General features: G+C 69.5%; 20 protein-coding genes. 11 read left to right on the top strand and 9 right to left on the bottom strand.

Annotated features, from left to right (window positions below; translation table 11 throughout):
* The first annotated feature begins 8 nt into the window (after positions 1-8).
* On the top strand, positions 9-1,409 hold the full coding sequence (locus tag EIZ44_RS06765; protein WP_051728579.1) for a helix-turn-helix transcriptional regulator: 1,401 nt from the start codon (positions 9-11) through the stop codon (positions 1,407-1,409).
* Positions 1,410-1,425: 16 nt separating this feature from the next.
* Positions 1,426-2,316 carry a phosphotransferase enzyme family protein gene (locus EIZ44_RS06760; protein WP_134728009.1) on the top strand — a complete coding sequence of 297 codons (891 nt, stop codon included), beginning with the start codon at positions 1,426-1,428 and terminating at the stop codon, positions 2,314-2,316.
* A gap of 170 nt (positions 2,317-2,486) precedes the next feature.
* Here EIZ44_RS06760 and EIZ44_RS06755 read toward each other — a convergent pair whose 3' ends face one another.
* The 4 genes from EIZ44_RS06755 to EIZ44_RS06740 form a co-directional block, all read right to left on the bottom strand.
* Entirely contained in the window at positions 2,487-3,515 is a 1,029-nt protein-coding gene (locus tag EIZ44_RS06755; RefSeq protein ID WP_037806890.1) for a CopD family protein, read from the bottom strand.
* The gene (locus EIZ44_RS06750) at positions 3,512-4,075 is read right to left on the bottom strand and encodes a copper resistance CopC family protein (RefSeq protein ID WP_167754010.1); all 564 of its coding nucleotides are present in this window, start codon (positions 4,073-4,075) and stop codon (positions 3,512-3,514) included. The genes EIZ44_RS06755 and EIZ44_RS06750 overlap by 4 nt, the downstream gene beginning before the upstream one ends.
* Positions 4,075-4,824 (bottom strand): YcnI family copper-binding membrane protein, encoded by a 750-nt coding sequence (locus tag EIZ44_RS06745; protein WP_037806894.1) that lies wholly within the window; start codon positions 4,822-4,824, stop codon positions 4,075-4,077. The genes EIZ44_RS06750 and EIZ44_RS06745 overlap by 1 nt, the downstream gene beginning before the upstream one ends.
* Positions 4,825-4,896: 72 nt before the next feature.
* On the bottom strand, positions 4,897-5,442 hold the full coding sequence (locus tag EIZ44_RS06740; RefSeq protein ID WP_134728008.1) for a hypothetical protein: 546 nt from the start codon (positions 5,440-5,442) through the stop codon (positions 4,897-4,899).
* Positions 5,443-5,722: 280 nt separating this feature from the next.
* On the opposite strand from EIZ44_RS06740, the gene EIZ44_RS06735 reads away from it, so the two are divergent.
* The 4 genes from EIZ44_RS06735 to EIZ44_RS06720 are packed head-to-tail and all read left to right on the top strand — an operon-like array spanning position 5,723 to position 9,300.
* The gene (locus EIZ44_RS06735) at positions 5,723-6,370 is read left to right on the top strand and encodes an ABC transporter permease (RefSeq protein ID WP_037806896.1); all 648 of its coding nucleotides are present in this window, start codon (positions 5,723-5,725) and stop codon (positions 6,368-6,370) included.
* Positions 6,357-7,553 (top strand): ABC transporter ATP-binding protein, encoded by a 1,197-nt coding sequence (locus tag EIZ44_RS06730; RefSeq protein WP_134728007.1) that lies wholly within the window; start codon positions 6,357-6,359, stop codon positions 7,551-7,553. Before EIZ44_RS06735 ends, EIZ44_RS06730 begins: the two co-directional genes overlap by 14 nt.
* Positions 7,550-8,329 (top strand): ABC transporter permease, encoded by a 780-nt coding sequence (locus tag EIZ44_RS06725; RefSeq protein ID WP_037806898.1) that lies wholly within the window; start codon positions 7,550-7,552, stop codon positions 8,327-8,329. Before EIZ44_RS06730 ends, EIZ44_RS06725 begins: the two co-directional genes overlap by 4 nt.
* Positions 8,329-9,300: a glycine betaine ABC transporter substrate-binding protein gene (locus EIZ44_RS06720; protein ID WP_051728581.1), complete on the top strand. Its 972-nt coding sequence runs from the start codon at positions 8,329-8,331 to the stop codon at positions 9,298-9,300. Before EIZ44_RS06725 ends, EIZ44_RS06720 begins: the two co-directional genes overlap by 1 nt.
* 58 nt (positions 9,301-9,358) lie before the next feature.
* Here the strand turns inward: EIZ44_RS06720 and EIZ44_RS06715 are convergent, their stop codons facing one another.
* A complete protein-coding gene (locus EIZ44_RS06715) occupies positions 9,359-9,838 on the bottom strand; it encodes a DUF6474 family protein (RefSeq protein ID WP_037806899.1) in 480 nt (159 codons plus the stop codon).
* Positions 9,839-9,944: 106 nt separating this feature from the next.
* Here EIZ44_RS06715 and EIZ44_RS06710 point away from each other — a divergent pair, with 106 nt between their 5' ends.
* The 3 genes from EIZ44_RS06710 to EIZ44_RS06700 all read left to right on the top strand — a co-directional run bounded on the left by EIZ44_RS06710 (position 9,945) and on the right by EIZ44_RS06700 (position 13,946).
* Positions 9,945-11,591 (top strand): TM0106 family RecB-like putative nuclease, encoded by a 1,647-nt coding sequence (locus EIZ44_RS06710; RefSeq protein WP_167754008.1) that lies wholly within the window; start codon positions 9,945-9,947, stop codon positions 11,589-11,591.
* A gap of 882 nt (positions 11,592-12,473) precedes the next feature.
* A complete protein-coding gene (locus EIZ44_RS06705; protein ID WP_043837937.1) occupies positions 12,474-13,109 on the top strand; it encodes a PadR family transcriptional regulator in 636 nt (211 codons plus the stop codon).
* A gap of 156 nt (positions 13,110-13,265) precedes the next feature.
* Positions 13,266-13,946, top strand: coding sequence for a class I SAM-dependent methyltransferase (locus EIZ44_RS06700; protein WP_134728005.1), 681 nt, complete (start codon positions 13,266-13,268; stop codon positions 13,944-13,946).
* A gap of 54 nt (positions 13,947-14,000) precedes the next feature.
* Here EIZ44_RS06700 and EIZ44_RS06695 read toward each other — a convergent pair whose 3' ends face one another.
* Complete coding sequence (locus tag EIZ44_RS06695) at positions 14,001-14,759, bottom strand: SDR family NAD(P)-dependent oxidoreductase (protein WP_134664552.1); 759 nt, start codon at positions 14,757-14,759, stop codon at positions 14,001-14,003.
* A gap of 171 nt (positions 14,760-14,930) precedes the next feature.
* On the opposite strand from EIZ44_RS06695, the gene EIZ44_RS06690 reads away from it, so the two are divergent.
* Complete coding sequence (locus EIZ44_RS06690; RefSeq protein WP_134728004.1) at positions 14,931-16,238, top strand: UDP-glucose dehydrogenase family protein; 1,308 nt, start codon at positions 14,931-14,933, stop codon at positions 16,236-16,238.
* A 136-nt stretch (positions 16,239-16,374) separates the two neighbouring features.
* Positions 16,375-16,755 (top strand): VOC family protein, encoded by a 381-nt coding sequence (locus tag EIZ44_RS06685; protein ID WP_037806911.1) that lies wholly within the window; start codon positions 16,375-16,377, stop codon positions 16,753-16,755.
* A 27-nt stretch (positions 16,756-16,782) separates the two neighbouring features.
* Here EIZ44_RS06685 and EIZ44_RS06680 read toward each other — a convergent pair whose 3' ends face one another.
* The 3 genes from EIZ44_RS06680 to EIZ44_RS06670 are packed head-to-tail and all read right to left on the bottom strand — an operon-like array spanning position 16,783 to position 18,629.
* Positions 16,783-17,166, bottom strand: coding sequence for a hypothetical protein (locus tag EIZ44_RS06680; protein ID WP_043837928.1), 384 nt, complete (start codon positions 17,164-17,166; stop codon positions 16,783-16,785).
* Between the two features lie 52 nt (positions 17,167-17,218).
* Positions 17,219-18,112 carry a VOC family protein gene (locus EIZ44_RS06675; protein WP_134728003.1) on the bottom strand — a complete coding sequence of 298 codons (894 nt, stop codon included), beginning with the start codon at positions 18,110-18,112 and terminating at the stop codon, positions 17,219-17,221.
* Positions 18,105-18,629, bottom strand: coding sequence for an RNA polymerase sigma factor (locus tag EIZ44_RS06670; protein WP_037806918.1), 525 nt, complete (start codon positions 18,627-18,629; stop codon positions 18,105-18,107). The genes EIZ44_RS06675 and EIZ44_RS06670 overlap by 8 nt, the downstream gene beginning before the upstream one ends.
* Between the last annotated feature and the right edge of the window lie 33 nt (positions 18,630-18,662).

Here is an 18,662-nt window from a genome sequence, read left to right as displayed (position 1 = left end):
CAATGGCAATGGATGCCAGTGCTGGCAGTGGTTCCGGAGTCGCTAACACCGACGCCCGGTCAGGCAATCCGGTTCCGGCCGACGCCTGGGAACAGCCCGAGATGCGGGAGGCGCTCGCCGCCCGCGAGGTCAGCGCCGTGTACCGGCTGTTGCGCAAACACGGGGTATCGCAGCGCCAGATCGCCGCGATGACCGGCCAGTCGCAGTCCGAGGTGTCGGAGATCCTCAAGGGTCGCCAGGTCATGGCCTACGACGTGCTCACGAGAATCGCCGACGGCCTGGGTGTCCCTCGTGGATACATGGGTCTCGCCTATGACGAGACCACGGCGATACGGGTCGTCGGCGCGTCCGACGGCCGGCAGGCTGAGGAGGACGAGTCCGTGAAGCGACGGAGGTTCCTCGCGCACGCCGCCCAGGTCACGATGGGTGCGGCGGTGTTCGGTCCGGAATCCGGCACGTGGTCGGAGGCGCCCGCGCGCACTCCCGCCCCCGGGCGCATCGGGACGACCGACGTGCGCCAGGTCGAGGCGGCGACCAGAGCGTTGCGCGCGCTCGATTACCAGTACGGCGGCGGGTTCTGCCGCGACGCCGTCGTCGCGCAGCTGTCCTGGGGCCAGCAGATGCTCGACTCCAGCGCGGCCGAGCAGGTGAAGAACCGGCTGTACACCGCGATCGCCGACCTGCACAGCCTCGCCGGATGGACGTCGTTCGACACCGGCCTGATGGACTCCGCGCGCGGCCATTTCGCGCAGGCGCTCGACCTGGCCAAACAGGGCGGCGACCACCACCTGGTGGCGAACGTGCTGTACCGGATGGGCCGCGTCTACCTGCACCAGGACGCCGCGAACGACGCGCTCAAACTGTTCCAGCTCGGCCAGATCGCCGCGCAGGAATCCGGTTCCGAGCTGGCCGTCGCCGTGCTCTGCGCCAACGAGGCGTGGGCCTACGCGATGATGGGCAACGAGGAGCAGTCGGTGAAGCTGCTCGGCCGGTGCAAGGACGAATTCGCGCGCGCCGACCTGGCCACGGCCGAATCGTGGGTCAAGTTCTTCAACGAGACCGACGTCTACGCGATGACCGGCACCGTGCACACCGTGCTGGCGATGAAGAACCCCGAGCACACGAAGTACGCGATCCCGGCGCTGAGCCGGGCGGTCGACACCTACACCGACGACATGGCGCGCAGCAAGGCGTTCATGCTCAGCGCGCTCGCCACGAACCACCTGCTCGAGGGCGACATCGACCACGGCGTGAAGATCGGCGGCAAGGCCATCGAATGCGCGGAGAGCATCAAATCCGCGCGGGTCAAGGACCGGATGCGGCCGCTGCTGGCCGAAGCCGAACGGCGGCGCAACAACCCCGACGCCCGCGACCTCGCCGACCGGCTCAAGATCTTCTACGCGGCCTGAGCCGACCGGATTCGCCTTGCCCGAAGGCAGGTTCACCCCTGCGAAACTGCGCCAGGTGCTGGCGGATGTCTGCGCTCGGCTCGGCTTCGACCCGGCGGGCGCGCGGCTGCTGCGGTTCACCAACAACGCGGTGTTCGCGCTGCACGGGGCACCGGTCGTCGTGCGGATCGTCGGCTCCACCAAGCTGCGCCACCGGGTCGGCACGGTCGTGCGCGTCGCCGAGCATTTCGCCCGGCACGACGTGCCCGCGGTCCGGCTGCTGTCCGGGGTCGAGCAACCGCTTGACGTGCACGGATATCTGGTCACCGTGTGGGATCTGGTGCCGTTCGCCGGACCGTCGCCGACGCCGGCCGACCTGGCCGGACTGCTGCGGCGGGTGCACGCGCTGCCCCCGCCGGACGGCCTTCCCGCATGGGAGCCGCTGCGTTCGATCGAGGCCAGGGTCGCCGACGCGGAGGAACTCGCCCCGGCCGACCGGCGGTTCCTCCTGGAGCGCTGCGCCGAGGTACAGGACCGCCTCGACACCCTGGATTTCCCGCTGGCCAGGGGATTCGTGCACGGCGACGCGCATCCGGGAAATGTCCTGCCCGGCCCGGACGGCCCGGTGCTGTGCGATTTCGATTCCTCCTGCGTCGGCCCGCCGGAATGGGATCTGACGCCGCTCGCCGTCGGCCGCGAACGGTTCGGCGACCCTCCGGCCCGGTACGCCGAGTTCGCCGCCGCCTACGGGTTCGACGTGACGGTTTGGCCGGGGTTTTCGGTGCTCAGGGCGGTGCGGGAGCTGAAGCTGACGACGAGCGTGCTGCCGATCCTGCGCAGTCATCCGCCGGTGCGGGCTGAACTCCGCCGTCGGCTGGCGGACCTTCGCGCCGGCCGGACGGCCACCGCGTGGACGAGATACCGCTGAACGGCATTCTGCACGTGCATTCGCCGACTGCAGATGACCGTTCGCCGCTTTCCGTCGATGGCTCACGAGGTATCGCTGCGCAGCGATAATTCGGTCCGGCAGATCGCCCCGGATAGCGTACTGCTAGTCCCATTGTGCAAGTTGCGGCTACCCGCCGTCACCTCGGCCGGTCAGGACACCGCGACCGGGGCTCGGGTGAGCACCACGGCGAACCCGAAGGCGAGCCCCATGACGGTCAATTCCAGCGTGGCCCACGAGGCGAGCGCCGTCCGCTGGTGTCGCACGATGCGCGGCATCAGCCGCCACCGCAAGTTGGCGGCCAGCAGCGCGATCGCGCCGGTGCACAGCACCTTCAGCACCATCAGCTGGCCGTACGGCGTGGTGAACACGCCTGCCCAGAAGCCGATCGTCGGGTTGGCCAGGATTTCCACGATGCCGTTGAACAGGCCGGTCACCGCGGAGAGCGCCAGGCACAGCGTCGCCAGTTTCGAGAACCGCGGCAGCGCGTGCGCGAGCAGCGTCCGGTTGGCCGCCAGCAGCACGATCATCGCGCCGAGGCCGCCGCACCAGGCGACCGCGCTCATGACGTGCAGCTCCATCGAGATCATCGTGTAGTCGTGATAGGCCCAGTTCGACGCGTGGCCGGTGACCGGCAACGGCAGCAGCGCGAACATGCCGAGACCCACCCGCACCTCGGCGGGCACCTTCTCGCCCTTGCGCAGCGCGACAAACCCGAGCACGGCGTGCAGCAGCGCGAGCACGGCCACGATCACCAGCGCCTTGCCCGCGCCGACCTCGGCGATGTAGTTGCCGATGTCGCCGCCGGTCAGCATCCGCTTGCCCGGCTTGTACTCCGCGGTCTGCAGGATCAGCGCGACCACCGCGGTCGCCGCCCAGACCAGCGCGGCGGCGACGGCGGCGGGACGGGCCCGGCGCATGACCGGTTCGGTGAGTTTCGGCCGGTCGTACCCGACCAGCACGGACAGCAGGGCCAGCCCGATCGTCGCGACCGCCGCCAGGTCCAGCAGCACGCGCACGATCGGGATGGCCGCCGAGACCACCTCGCTGGGTTCCACGACACCCGGAATGGGCGAGGACGCGGTGAGCGCGATGCCGATCAGCGCGCCCAGCAGTCCCGCGACGACCACGCAGGCGAGCGTGGCCCAGCGGACCGCGGAGGTGGTCTCGGCTCGCGTCACTGGTCCGCCTTGTCCGATCCGGGGTCGCGGCCGGTGCGCAGCGCGACGGTGAGGCCGATCGCGAGCAGCACCACCGCACCGGCGATCCACACCCAGATCGGCACGCCGCTCGACGACGAGGACGCCGCCGGGGCCGACTGGGCCGGAGCACCGGCCGCCTTGGCCGCGTCGCCCTTGGCAGGGGTGCCGTTGCCCGCGGTGGTGAGGGTGAACGGGATCTCGCCGGACACCGGGTGCCCGTCGGCGGAGAGGACCCGGTAGCCGACGGTGTACTTGCCCGCCGGGCCGAGCGGCCGCAGCGGCGCGCTGAGCACGTTGTTCTCCACCGTCACCGGACCCTCGGCCCACTGGCTGCCGTCCGGGCCGGTCACCGCGATCTGGTTGACGTCGGCGTTCTGCACGTACTGGTCGAACGTGAGCGTGACCTTCGCCGGGCCCTTGGCGAGCGACGCGCCGTTCGCCGGGTCGGAGTTGATCAGCACGTTGTGCGCCAGCGCCGGGGTGGCCACGGCGAGCAGGGCCACCCCGGAGATCGCCAGCGCGAGGAGCGCTTTACGCATTACTTGGTTCCTTCGGTCTTTCCTGCGGCGGGACGGCGGGAACGCAGCACCGCGCCCGCGCCGACGCCGAGCCCGAGCGCGCCGACCACGAGGCCGGCCCCGCCGAGCCAGCGCGCCGTGTTGTCCGACGACGACGCGGCCTCAGCGTTCTCTCCGGCAGCTGTGGTCTGCGTGTGGCCGCCGTGCTCCGAGGATTCGGCGGCGGCGAGCTTGATGGTCGGGGCCGGGTGCTCCGGCTCCTCGCCGCTGGGCGGGGTGGGCTGGTTCCAGTCCACCACTTTGCCACCCTCGTACGTCTGGATCGCCGGGAACTCCAGCTGGTCGACGTTGGACGGCAGCGGGCCGCCGCTGATCTCGAACTCCTGGAATTCGGTCGAGCCGATCTTGGTGCCCGGCTGCGCGGTCCAGACGACCTTCGTGACCGCCTCGGTGATCTTCGTGCCGGACGCGGTGGTCACCGGCTGCGGCAGCTTCGACTTGGTGACCTCGGCGGTCCAGCCGGGGATCGGCTTGGTGCGGATGTTGCCGATGCCGTAGTCCGGTTTGACGTCGATCTCGACCTTGATCGTGCCGAGCTTCGCGTCCTCGTTCGGGACGCGGAAGAAGATCGTGCCGTAGCCGCCCTTGGCCGGCTGGTCGCCGTAGACGTTGGCGGTCACGTGCGCGGACGCGATGCCGGCGCCGAGCAGACCGGTGGCGGCGACGGTCGCGGCGAGCACGCCGGCACGACGGAAGACATGGTGGGACACAAGTTCTCCTGAACAGGGAAGGGCCGGCGGAGGACGAGGCCTGCGCCGGAAAAGGGAAAAGAAGGTGCGGGTTCAGGAGAGCCGAGGAGGTCCGCGTCGGCCCCGGACGCGGCGAAGTTCGACAGTCAGCAACGGCATCGCCCCAGCCGCACGCGACCGCGCGATCCCGGCAGCCGCCACCGGAACCGGCAACGGCCGGACCAGCAGCGGAAGAATGACCCGCAGGACGTGCAGCACCGCGAGCAGCATCGCGTCCGCCCGCGCCAGCACCAGCGCGGTGAGCAGCGTCGCGACTGCGTGCGCGACGGTCATCGCCCAGCCGTCCGGCGCGGCGGGCGCACCGGACGGGTCGTGCCCGCCGAGCGTCGTCAGCACCAGGTGCATCACGAGCTGCCCGCCGCCGAGCACGGCGATCGTGCCGAGCGGTCCTCGGGCGCGCCCGGCGAGCGCGGTGGCGGTCCAGCCGAGCAGTCCGGTGAGCAGGAGAGTGAGCGCGGGATCCGGCAGCCCGCCGTCGGCGACCGCGTGCGCGGTGACGGCGAGTGACGCCGAACTCAGCGCGAGCAGTCCGCCGCGGACAGCGGCGAGTGCGCCGCGATGCCGGGCTGGAGTGCTCATTCGGGCAGCTTAACGGCACTCCGGTGGGTGACTGAAGCGTCTCGAATGGTGAGCACCTGCGGAAAACGCACAGGTAGGCGGGTCTCGATCCGGTAAAAACCGCTCGGTGGAGCGCTGTGCTTCGGTTGCCGACCCCTCGCTGATGCGAAACGGTGGGTAATCACAACCGAGAAGTGGGGGTTTCGACCGTATCCGTTCCGGGTAGTCACCCTGCCGATTGATGGGCTACTCCGAACGGGTGACGTCCGGGGCTCGCAAGCTGGCGGGAGAACGAATACGGATGAACCTCTTCGAGTACATCTCGGACCGGTGGGGAAGGCTGCTGCTCCAGGCGTGGCTGCACACCAGCATGGTCGTGCAGTGCACGATCCTCGCCGCGATCCTTGGCGTGCTGATCGGCATCGCCGTCTATCGCAGCCCCATCGGCTCCGCCGTCGCCACGGCGCTGGCCAGCACGATCCTCACCGTCCCGTCGTTCGCCCTGCTGGGTCTGCTGATCCCGCTTTCGGGCCTCGGCTCGACGACCGCGGTGATCGCGCTCGTGCTGTACGGCCTGCTGCCCATCGTCCGCAACACGATCGTCGGCCTCGACGCGGTCGACCCGGCGATCACCGACGCCGCCCGCGGCATCGGGATGAGCAGGCTCTCCGTGCTCACCCGGGTCGAACTGCGGCTGGCCTGGCCGGCGATCCTCACCGGGATGCGGGTCGCCACGCAGATGCTCATGGGCATCGCGGTGATCGCGGCCTACGCCAAGGGCCCCGGCCTCGGCGCGGAGGTCTTCTCCGGCCTCACCAACGCCGGGAGCACGAACTCCCTCAACCAGGCCCTCACCGGCACCGTCGGCGTGGTCATCCTCGCGCTGGTGCTCGACGGCATCTACGTCCTGATCAAGCGATTCACCATTTCTAGGGGTGTCCGTGGCTGAGCACACTGCGACCGAAGAAAACGTCTCCGGCGTCGAGATCGAACTCGACCACGTCACCAAGCGCTACTCCGGCACCCGCGCCCCGGCCGTCGACGACTTCTCGATGGTCGTGCCCGCGGGCAAGATCGTGGTGTTCGTCGGCCCGTCGGGCTGCGGCAAGACCACCACGATGCGGATGATCAACCGCTTGATCGAGCCGACGTCCGGCCGGATCACCATCGGCGGGCAGGACGCGCTGAAGCTCGACGTCGACACCCTGCGCCGCCAGATCGGCTACGCGATCCAGCAGGCCGGGCTGTTCCCGCACTTCACCGTCTCGCAGAACATCGCCGTCGTGCCCGGCCTGCTCGGCTGGGACAAGAAGAAGGTGACCGCGCGGGTCGAGGAGATGATGGACCTGGTCGGGCTCGACCCGGTCGATTTCCGCGACCGTTACCCGCGCCAGCTGTCCGGCGGCCAGCAGCAGCGCGTCGGCGTGGCCCGCGCGCTCGCCGCCGACCCGCCGGTGCTGCTGATGGACGAGCCGTTCGGCGCGGTCGACCCGATCACCCGCGGCAACCTGCAGGACGAACTGCTGCGGCTGCAGACCGACCTGAAGAAGACCATTGTCTTCGTCACGCACGACTTCGACGAGGCGGTCAAGCTGGGCGACCGGATCGCGGTGCTCGGCAACCAGTCGAAGATCCTGCAGTACGACACCCCGGAGTCGATCCTGGCGAACCCGGCCGACGACACCGTCGCCGGTTTCGTGGGTGCCGGCGCTTCGCTCAAGCAGTTGACCCTGCTGCGCGTGCGCGATGTCGAACTCCAGCAGGACGCGCTCACCACCACGATCGACGAAGCGCCCGCCGACGTGCGCGAGAAGCTGAGCAAATCGCGCAAGCCGTTCGCGCTGGTGCTTGACCAGCGGCGACGGCCGATCCGCTGGGTGCACGTGCGCGAACTGACCAACGCCACGTCGCTGGGCTCGGTCGGCAAGCCGCTGCGCGACATCGTCAGCCTCCAGTCGACGCTGCAGGACGCGCTCGAGGCGATGCTCGCCGAAGGCGGTTCGGTGCCGGTCACCGGCGCGCGCGGCGAGTACGCGGGCACGATCAAGCTGGACACCGTCATCGCGACCATCCAGCAGCTGCGCGACGAGCACGCCGACGACCACGTCGACGAGGACGGGGCCACGGCATGACCGCTGCCGTCGATACCGGATTCAGCACCGAGTCAGGCTCCCGCCGCGCGGAACGCGTCCGCCTGTTCGCCCAGCCCGCCGTGGTCGTGCTGATCGTCGCGGTGACGCTGATCTGGGTGTTCGCCAGCGGGCTCACCGCGACCGAGAAGGAAACGCTGAACGCGGAGTCGCTGCTCACCGCGCTGCGCGACCACGTGGCGATGACCGTCGTGGTCACCGCGATCGTGGTGCTGGTGGCGGTGCCGCTCGGCATCATCGTCACCCGGCCGTGGGCGAAATGGCTCGCGCCGATCTTCCTGGCCATCGCGAACATCGGACAGGCCGCGCCCGCGCTGGGCGTGCTGGTGCTGTGGTTCATCTTCACCGGCGCGGTCGGCGGGCTGTGGGTCGCCGCGCTGCCGCTGGCGTTCTATTCGCTGCTCCCGGTGCTGCGCAACACGATGGTCGGCATCCAGCAGGTCGACCCGTCGCTCATCGACGCCGGCCGCGGCATCGGGATGTCCGCGCAGAAGGTGCTGTGGCGGGTGGAATTCCCGCTCGCGGTTCCGCTGATCCTGGCCGGCCTGCGCACGTCGCTCGTGCTGGCGGTCGGCACCGCGACGTTCGGCATGTTCGTCAACGCGGGCGGGTTCGGGCTCCTGATCGACACCGGCTACAAGCTCAACCTGACCAAGGTGCTGATCACCGGTTCGGTGCTGGCCGTCGCGCTGGCACTGCTGGTGGACTGGCTGGGCGCGGTCGCCGAGCAGTACTTCGGACCGAAGGGACTGCGCTGATGAACGTCCTGAAAAAGGCGGGCGCGCTGGTCGGCGCCGCCCTGCTCGCCGGGACGCTCTCGGCGTGCGGGCTCGACGTCAACACCTCGATCCCGTTCAAGATCGAACCCGGGTCCATCCGGCCGATCCCGTCGCTCGAAGGCCAGCGCGTGGTCGTCGGGTCGAAGGACTTCACCGAGAACATCATCCTCGGCTACATGGCCGAAATGGCGCTGAGCGCGGCGGGCGCGGACGTCATCGACCTCACCGACATCAAGGGGTCGAACTCGTCGCGGCAGGCGCTGCTCAACGGGCAGACCGACGTGACCTGGGAGTACACCGGCACCGGCTGGATCAACTACCAGGGCAACGAGCTGCCGGTGCCGGGCGGGGAGAAGGCGCAGTACGAGGCCACGAAGAAGGCCGACGCGGAGAAGTACGGCGTCACCTGGCTGAACTACTCGCCGCTCAACGACCAGTACGCCTTCGCCACCACCGAGGCGTACGCGGCGAAGAACAACCTCAAGACCACGTCGGACCTGGCGAAGTTCCTCACCACGCACCCGGACCAGAACCGGTTCTGCCTGGAGACGGAGTTCACCAGCCGCCAGGACGGGTTCCCGGCGGCGGTCAAGGCGTACGGGTTCAAGAACCCGAAGATCGAGAACTTCGGGATCGGCACCATCTATTCGGCGGTGGCCAACGGCACCTGCCCGGTCGGCGAGGTCTTCACCACCGACGGCCGGATCTCCGGGCTGAACCTGCGCGTGCTCGAGGACGACAAGAAGGCGTTCCCGCAGTACAACGCGGCGGCGACGCTGCGCACGGAGTTCCTGAACCAGCACCCGGAAATCCGCGGCCCGCTGGAGACGGTGGCGGCGGCGCTCGACAACAAGCAGATGGTCGAGCTGTGCAAGAAGGTCGACGTCGACGGCAAGGACGCGGGCACCGTCGCGCACGACTGGATGCTGCAGAAGGGCTTCATCAAGTAGCGCTTCCCGGCAGCGGAAAGGGCCCCTTGAGTTCGCTCAAGGGGCCCTTTCGCCGGGTTCAGATGCCCAAGCGGTGCAGCAGCTGCTCTTCCAGCCGTTCGAGCTCGCCGGTGACCGCCCGGTGCGCGGCCTTGCGCCGGCCCGCGGGCATGCGCTCGGCGGCGCGCACCGTGGCCGACAGCTGCTCCAGCGTCGACTGCGTTTCGGCGGCGAACTTCTGGTCCTGCTCGGTCGCCTTCGCCGACTTCTTCAGCTCGCCGAGCCCCTGCACGAGACCCGCGATCCGGGCGTGCAGCGCCGCGCCGCGGCCGGTGTACTCGCCGAGCTGGTCGACGGCGACACCCAGCTTGCGGGCCTGGTAGCGGTCGTACGCCTCCCGCGCCGCACCTGCCGCGCGGACCGCGTACGGCGCGAGCACCGGCAGCACCGCCGGTCCGAGCACCTTGGCCACCGCGACCGCGTTCTTCGCCTTTTTTGGGGTGATCCGGGCTTCACCCTCGTCCTTTTTGGCCTTGTCTTGCTTGGCCTTGCGCGCCATGGCCGTTACCTCCCACGCCTTCTCCGGATGAACTTACTGGTCCCCGACCTGACGGGCATGTCGGCTCGCGCGGGGAATGTCGTACCCACGATCTATTGTGATCGCTATGGGAGACGAGGTGTTGCTCGACGCGGGAGCAGTGAGTCGTTGCCGCCGCCGGGTGCACCTGGAACACGACCCGGCGATGCGCGACGTGCCGCTGCCGCCACCGGATCCGACCGCACAGCAGCGCATCGACGACGCGACCGCGCACCGCGAGGAAATCCTCGAACAGCTGGTCGCGGCGTCGGGGCCGGAGGCGACCTGGGCCCGGGTGCCGCGCACCGCGTCCGCTGGCGAGCGGGTGCGGCTCACCGAGCAGGCGTTCGCGGACGGCACGCAGTACATCTGGGGCGCGCTGCTGCCCGCCGACCCGGTCGGGCACCGGCGCGGCGGCATCGACCTGCTCGTGCGCGTCGACGACGGGTATGTGCCGGTGCTGGTGGTCCGGCACCGGATCACCGACCGCGGCCAGGGCGCGCCCACCACCGCGATGACGGAGCTGGATCCGGCGCGCCGTTCGCCGGACGAGCTGCGCAAGGTGCGCTCGCAGCCGCGAGACCAGCTGCGACTCGCCCACCTGCGGCGAATGCTGGAGACCCGCGGCTTGGCGGCCGGCGGGCGCGCGCTCGGCGGCGTGATCGGTCTGGACGCGGACGTCGTCGTCTGGCACGACCTCACCGCGGGCACCTGGCCGGGCGGCCGCAGCGCACTGGACGAATACGACGCACGCTTCGCGGATCGGCTCGCCGTCGCGACCGCTGCCGCCACCGGTGCCGAAGCGCTGGCCGCGCCCTCGCGGGTGCTGGAGTGCCGGCGGTGTCCGTTTTGGGCCACGTGCGAGGTCGTCCTCACCGAAACACGTGACGTGAGCCTGGTCGTGCGCGGCGAGGACGCGGGCGAGCTGCGCCGCGTCGGAGTGTCCACTGTAGACAAGCTGGCCGCGCTGGACCCGGCCGCCGAGATGCCGCCGATGAACTGGACGGGCGGCACGTTCTCGGACGCGATCATGCTGGCCCGGGCGTGGCTGGCGGATCTGACGGTGGTGCGTCGCACGCCGAAGATCGAGGTGCCGCGCGCGGACGTCGAGGTCGACGTGGACATGGAAAGCTTCGGCGATTCCGGGGCTTACCTGTGGGGGACGCTGCTGTCCGGAGTGGACATCGGAGTGCCGCAGGGGTACCGGGCATTCGCGACCTGGGAGCCGCTGCCGACGGTGGACGAGGCGCGGTCGTTCGCTGAGTTTTGGGCGTGGTTCACCGATGTTCGTGAGCGGACGCTGGCCGCGGGGCTGACTTTCCGGGCGTATTGCTACAACGCGCTCGCGGAGAACCGGTGGCTGTTCGGGTCGGTCGAACGGTTCGGGGAATACTCCGGGATCCCGGAGAAGCGGACCGTTCAGTCCTTTGTGGACTCCGATGAATGGGTCGATCTGTTCCGCAGCGTGACGGATCAGTTCCTGTGCTCTCGGGGCAAGGGGCTGAAGGTGATCGCCCCGGTGGCCGGGTTCGCCTGGCGGGATCCGGAGGCTGGTGGCGAGGCCTCGATGCGGTGGTACCGGGATGCGGTGGGGATGGACGGCGCGGTCCCTGATGACGAGCAGCGGGAACGGTTGTTGCGGTACAACGAGGATGACGTGCTCGCGACCAAGGCCCTGCGGGAGTGGATGAGCGGGCGGGCTCAGGTTGAGGTTCCGTACATGTTGGATATCTGAGGTCTGTTGCTCAGGTGGTGTGGGCTGTGATTCTTGGGCGTTGGGTTCCGGCGCGTCTCAGTTCTCGGGTTTGGGTTCCACCCGCTCCTCGGCTCACTGGATTGGGTTCCACCCGGGCTTGGGTTCCGCCTGCCCCCTCGGCTGGGCTTGGGTCCCACCACCCCTCAGCCTGATTGTGACTACGGGCGGCGGGTGCTTGTCAAGGCGGGAAAGATGCCTTGACAAGCACCCGCCGCCCGTGTTTTTGGCTTCGTATCGGGGTTGTGGGGGTGTGGGTGGGTTGTCCTCGCGCTCGGTGCGGTGTCGCTTCGTGGAGGTTTTGCTAGGCCCGGCGTTGCCGGTCCCCGGGCGTTGCCGGAAGGTTTCGTTGGGCGCTGGTCTTGCCTGGATGACTCGGGCGGTTCGCAGCCCGCGGATTTGGCGGATGTCTCGCAAGACCCGGCCTTGCCGGGCAGTTCGTCGGGGTCTGGTCTTGCCCGGGTGACTCGCGAGATCCGACCTAGCCAGGCGGCTCGTCAGGCTCCGGTCTCGCCGCGTACCTCGCGAGATCCGGCCTTGCCGGGCACTTCCCAGATCCCTGGTTCGTGCACCTCGCCGGATCCCTTGCCCGCCTCCCGTGCTGCTAGGCGGTTCTCGCGGCCCGCTCGAGCTGCGTCCCCGGCTCGCTCCCGCGCCCTGCACCGCCCGTCGGATCGTGGCCGCGCGCCTCAGCCAAACCTGCGGGTGTCTCGTCTGCCTGCCCTGTTGCTCACACCCGGTTCCGTCCTCCAACCCCCGCGTCCAGCCCCAACCTCGCCACCGGCCCGACCTTCCGCCATTGCCGCCAACCCCGCTTCTCCCTATACTCGTCCACGAGTACTCGCCCACGAGGAGGTCGAAAGCGTGAAGCGGCGAAAGGTTTCCAACTTGCTGGGCCTCGCCGTGCTGGCCACCGTGTTCGAGCGGCCGATGCATCCGTACGAGGTGGCCTCTCTCCTGCGGGAACGCGGCAAAGAGGGCGACCTGAAGATCAAGTGGGGCTCCCTCTACACAGTCGTCGGCAACCTCGAAAAGCACGGGTTCCTCGAGGCCGTCGAGAACGTGCGGGACGGGGCTCGGCCGGAGCGGACCGTTTATCGGATTACCGACGCGGGCCAGGCTGAGCTGGAGGATTGGGTCGCCGAGTTGCTCGCGGTGCCGGATTTGGAGGCCACGCGGTTTCACACGGGGCTGTCGGTGATGCTCGCGCTCGGGCCGGACGTGGTCGATCAGCAGTTGCGGCATCGGGTCGGCGAGCTGGACCGGCTGATCGGCGACCGTGTCGAGGCGTTGGCGAAGATGCGGGCTGAGCTGCCTCGGCTGGTTCTCGTCGAGGCGGAGTACCAACTGGCGATGTGGCGCGCGGAGGCCGAATGGGTTCGCGGGCTGCACGAGGAGCTGACCACCGGCGCGATCCCGGGGGTCGAGGAGTGGCGGCGTTACCGGGAGACCGGGGAGCTGCCTGACATGGCCGCCTTCGTCGAGAACGAGGGCGAATAAAGAGGTCCCGGAGGAGGTGCTGGCACACCGCCGCCGGGACCGGGAACCGTCGAACTGGAAACCGCGAGGTGCGGGAACCTGTCTTCAGGCTGCGCTGACAAGGATACGGCCCCGCGGCGAACCGGTTCGGTCTCAACCGAACAGGGAGAAAACACGATGGGGAACACCCAGGTCAAACGCCACCGTACGAAACTGCTGCCGGAGATGGAGGGGCCGGTCGCCCGGGCGTACGCGCGGGGACGCGGTACCGAACCGCAGCGAATTCAGTATCGCGAAACGGCCGAGATGCTGGCTTCGGAGCTGACCGAAGGCTCCGACGTGCTCGAGGTCGCGCCTGGGCCGGGCTTCTTCGCGGTGGAGCTGGCCCGCACCGGGCGGTGCACGATGACGGGGCTGGATGTCAGCCGGACGTTTGTCCAGCTGGCCAGGGAGTACGCGCATGAGCAGGGCGTCTCGGTCGATTTCCGTCGCGGTGACGTGGCGGCGATGCCGTTCGTGGACGGCTCGTTCGACTTCCTGATCTGCCAGGCGGCGTTCAAGAACTTCGCCGACCCGGTGGACGCGCTCGACGAGATGCACCGGGTGCTGCGGCCGGGCGGGGTCGCGCTGGTGCAGGACTTGAGCAAGAGCACGACCGACGCGGAGCTGGACGCTGAGGTCGCGCGGATGAAGCTCGGTCCGGTGGCCACGTTCACCACCGTTCGCACGCTGCGCGCGCTGCGGCGGCGGGCGTACACGCCGGAGCAGTTCCGCGCGACGGTCGCGGAGAGCAAGTTCCGCACCTGCGAGGTGACCCCGGACGGGATCGGCCTCGAGGTGCGGATGCGCAAGGAGTGACCGGGCGAGTGGCTGTGCCGCTGAGGGGGCGGCACAGCCACTCGCGAGGCGGGGTCAGCGCGGGGCCATCCGTAGCGAGCCGTCCATGCGGACGACCTCGCCGTTGAGGTAGTCGTGGTCGATCAGCGACAGGGCGAGCTGCGCGTACTCGTCCGGCCGCGCCAGCCGCTTCGGGAACGGCACCCCGGCGGCGAGTCCGGCGCGGAATTCGTCGCTGACGGTGGCGAGCATCGGGGTGTCGACGATGCCGGGGGCGATCGTCAGCACGCGGATGCCGTGCGAGGCGAGGTCGCGCGCGGCGGGCAGGGTCATCCCGACCACGCCGCCCTTGGACGACGCGTACGCCACCTGCCCGATCTGGCCGTCGTACGCGGCGACGGACGCGGTGTTGATGATGACGCCGCGGGCGTCGTCGGCCAGCGGTTCGGTCTTCGCGATCGCCTCGGAGGCGATGGTGACCACGTTGAACGTGCCGATCAGGTTGATCTGGATGACCTTCGCGTACAGCGCGAGGTCATGCCTGCCCTTGCGGGACAGGATGCGCGCGGACGGTCCGATGCCCGCGCAGTTGACCACCGTGCGCAGCGGTACGCCCGAGCCCGCCGCGGTGTCGACGGCGGCCTGCACCTGGTCCGGGTCGGTCACGTCGGCCTCGACGTAGGTGATGCCGTCGATCTGCTCGGCCTTCTCGATCGAAGGCGCGAGGTCGAGGGCGAACACCCGCGCGCCTTTCGCGGCCAGCGCCTTGGCGGTCGCGCCGCCGAGTCCGGACGCGCCACCCGTGACGAGCGCTGCGGTGTCGGTGATCTGCATCTTCAGCCTTCCTCCTGCTCTCGGTGCCGCGGTGCACCTCCGCGCCCAGGTTAACGTTCGTTCGCATCCCTGTCGGAGTGTGTCGCCTCACCCGCTGTCGTCGCGAGGAGTATTCGGCCGCGACCGCTTCCGTTAGCACTGAGGTCAACTCCGGCTGTCACCTTCAGCGTCATGAGCTCAGCTCGGATCGTGGTGGTAGGGACGGGATACGTCGGATTGACCACGGGGGCTTGTCTCGCGAGCCTCGGGCACCGCGTCACCTGCGTTGACGTGGACGTGGCGAAAGTGAACCGGCTGTCGGCCGGGCGCGTGGACATCCTCGAGCCAGGACTGGCCGAACTGGTCTCCCGCGGACTGGCGAACGGACGGCTGTCGTTCGTCGTCGGCGCGCGGGAAGCCGTTCGCGGCGCGGAGGGCGTGTTCCTCTGCGTGCCGACGCCGATGGGCGCGGGCGGGTCCGCGGATTTGCGCGCGGTGGAATCGGTGACCGCCGAGATCGGCGACGTGCTGCCGGCCGGCTGCGCGCTGATCACGAAGTCGACGGTGCCGGTCGGCACCGCGAAACGGATCCAGGCGATGGTCGGCCGCGCCGACGTGCCGGTGGTCTCCAACCCCGAATTCCTGCGCGAAGGCACTGCGGTGCAAGACTTCCTGAACCCGGACCGGATCGTGGTCGGGTCGGATTCGCACGCGGCCGCCGCGTGGGTCGGGCAGTTGTACGGCGACCTCGCCGCACCCGTCGTGGTCGCGGACGCGGCGAGTGCGGAACTGGTCAAGTACGCGGCGAATTGCTTTCTCGCGCTCAAACTGTCCTATGTGAACTCGATCGCCGAACTGTGCGAACGGCTCGGCGCGGACATCGACCTGGTCACCGAAGGCATGGGCTACGACCGGCGGATCGGCCGCACCTTCCTCAAACCCGGCCCTGGCTGGGGCGGTTCATGCCTGCCCAAGGACACCAGCGCGCTGGTCAAGGTCGCCGAATCGGTCGACTACGACTTCCGGATGCTGACCTCGGCGATCGACGAGAACATCGCCCAGCGCGACCGGATCGTGGCGAAGATCGCAGGAGCCTGCGGCGGAACGCTGGCCGGCGCGCGGATCGGCGTGCTGGGCCTGGCGTTCAAGGCGGGCACGAACGATCTGCGCGATTCTCCCGCCCTGGCAGTGTCTTCGGTGCTGGGCGCGCTCGGCGCGGAGATCACCGCGTACGACCCGGCGGTCTCCGGCGGCATCGCCGGGATGACCGTCGTGGACGACCCGTATCAGGTCGCCAAGGACGCGGATGTCGTTGTGGTGCTTACCGAATGGGCCGAGTTCCGCAATCTCGACTGGGTCGCGATCGCGGACGCGATGGAAGGCGACGACGTCGTCGACACCCGCAATCTGCTCGACCCGCGGATGATTCTCGACGCCGGGTTGTCCTGGCAGGGAGTCGGGCGCCCGCGCGCGGCCCGGCGGCGAGTTCCGGTTTTCTGATTGGAGATCCGCTTCGGTTGCGCTATGCTCCTCGGCGGCATCGCGTGTCGGTCACCGGCTGGGTGAGGCATGGAGGTGCTGGGATGCCTTGTGGAGGCATTGCTTCGTGTCACTTTCTCTTGAACTGAATCACCTGATGGTCCCGTCCCGGAACAACCGGGAATCCGCCGAATTCTTCGCGCACCTGCTCGGATTCGAGATCGGCGAGGAATGGGGCCCGTTCATCCCGGTCGAAACCAGCAACGGCGTGCGGCTCGACTTCGCGACGGTGCCGGACGCCGATCGCAAGCTGCAGCACTACTGTTTCCTCATTCCGGAAGACGACTTCGACGCGTTTTTCCTGCGGTTGAAGGAAACCGGGGTCGACTACCACGCCGGACCGGGCGGGCAGGGCCCCGGCGAGATCAACCACAACCACGGCGGACGCGGCGTGTATTTCCTCGACCCGGGCGGAAACGGGATCGAGGTCATCACGCAGCCGTACGAGCCGGAGCGGAAACGGCCCGCGAGCTGGTAAGTCCTTTGTAGACGGACGGCGGGCGGGTCACAGCGGAAGCGAGGCCCACCCGCCGCCCGCGGCAAGCAAGGTCCGGACGCTCTCCGCGTGGTCGGAGAACGCGGCCAGATCGGCGTGCAACAGCGCGGCCCGCTCGGAATCGAGCGGGTCCGCGTCGTCGCGCCACAGTTCGAGCGTCCAGTTGGCGGCCAGGATCATCGAGCGCACCAGTCCGGCGACCGCGGAATCCGGCCGGTCGTACGCGGCGAGGATTTCGTCGCAGGTGGTGAAACACCGTTCCAGACCGCGGACGGCTTCGGCGGGCGTGCCGTCCCAGTCCGGTCCCGGCCAGGCGCACGAGCCCAGCGCGAGCCACAGCTGCCAGCCGGCGGTCAGCTCGGCTTCGTCGCGGGGCGTCCAGTGCGCGGCCATCCCTTGAGTGTGCGCCCCGCCGGCCGGTTTGCCGCCGGGGTTTTGGCCGAGGTCACGTGCGTGGCTGTTCCCACAGCCAGAACTCGATCCCCTGGTCGTCGGCACAATCCGCCGTTCGGCCGTACGGCTGGTTCTCCACCTCGCCCGCCCGGCCGCCGCCCTCGCGCACCCGGCCGAGCGCGGCCTCGAGGTCGTCGACGGCGAACATCAGCTTCCAGCCGGACTGCAGTTCCGGCCCGCCCCACAGCCCGCCGGGCAGGCCGTCGCCCTCGATGCGCCAGGCGGTCGGCAGGCTGCCCTGGTTGAACTGCCAGCCGAGCACCGCGCCGTAAAACGCCTTGGCCCGGCCGTCGTCGGGCACCTGGAAGGTGAAGTACCCGGCCTCGCCGTGCCGGTACGTGCGCTCCCCGGGCGTTTTCGCTTGTGGCGCGGCCTTTCCGACCAGCCAGCGCTGACCGTAGGGGTCGCGAATCACCCCGTTCAGCCCGTAGCCGCGGTCCTCGACCGGGCGCAGCAGTTCCGCGCCCAGTTCCACGGCCCGCCGCGCCGCGTCCTGCGGATCGGGCACCTCGACGCGCACCAGCGCGCCGCCCTCCGGCGCGACGACATTGCCCAGCTCGGGGAACTCCTCGGCCAGCATCAGCACGCTGTCGCCGATGTCCAGTTCGGCGTGCCCGACCCGGCCGTCGTCCATCACGATCGGCTCGGCTCGGCGCCGTGCGCCGAAGACCTCGACGTAGAAGTCGAGCGCGGCGCGCGCGTCGGTCACGACCAGGTACGGCGTCAGCGCACCCGCTCGGGCCTGCTGCGGCGTGGTTTCGGTGGTGGTCATCTCCGCTCCGTTCAGGATCAGTCGGCGGAGGTCGTCCCGCAGCTGCTCGGCGAAGGCCGGATCGGGGTCGGCCGGAGTCGAAGGCAGTGCGAGCGCGTCGAACGGTTCAGGCATCGCGTCCCTCCTTCTCCTGGTAGCCGCGGCGGAACGCGGTTTTGGCCCGCGTCAGCAACGCCTCCGTCGCGTGGATGGTCCGGCCGAGATGCGCCGCGACGTCGCGCACCGGGAGGCCGTCGACGTACCGCAAGGTGAGCACCGCCCGATGCGAGACGGTCAGCGTTTCGAGCACCTGCCGCGCACGCAGGGCGTCGAGCTGCTCGTCCCAGGGATCCTCGACGTCGCATCCGGCGTCGTGCACGAGCCGCAGCCCGCGCTGTTCCCGTTCGGCGCGCCGCCAGTGGTCGGCCAGCTTGTGCCGGGCCACCCCGATCAGCCAGGGCGTGCTCACCGGCGGCGCGTGCTCCTTGCGGCAGGCGGCGACCGCGCCGAGGAACGTCTCCGACGTCAGTTCCTCCGCCAGCACGCGGTCGCCGCACCTCGCGAGCAGGTAGCCATAGACCTCCGGCAGGGCCTTCTCGTAGAGGCCGAGCAGCGCGAAGGCCGGGTCTGGCTGCACCCGAGGTTCCGTCACATCTCCATCGTCGTCCGGGAGCGGAGTTTTCCG

Origin of the sequence: Amycolatopsis nivea, from assembly GCF_004522235.1 — a bacterium.
Lineage (GTDB): Bacteria > Actinomycetota > Actinomycetes > Mycobacteriales > Pseudonocardiaceae > Amycolatopsis > Amycolatopsis nivea.
This window is presented reverse-complemented; position numbering and strand designations above follow the sequence as displayed.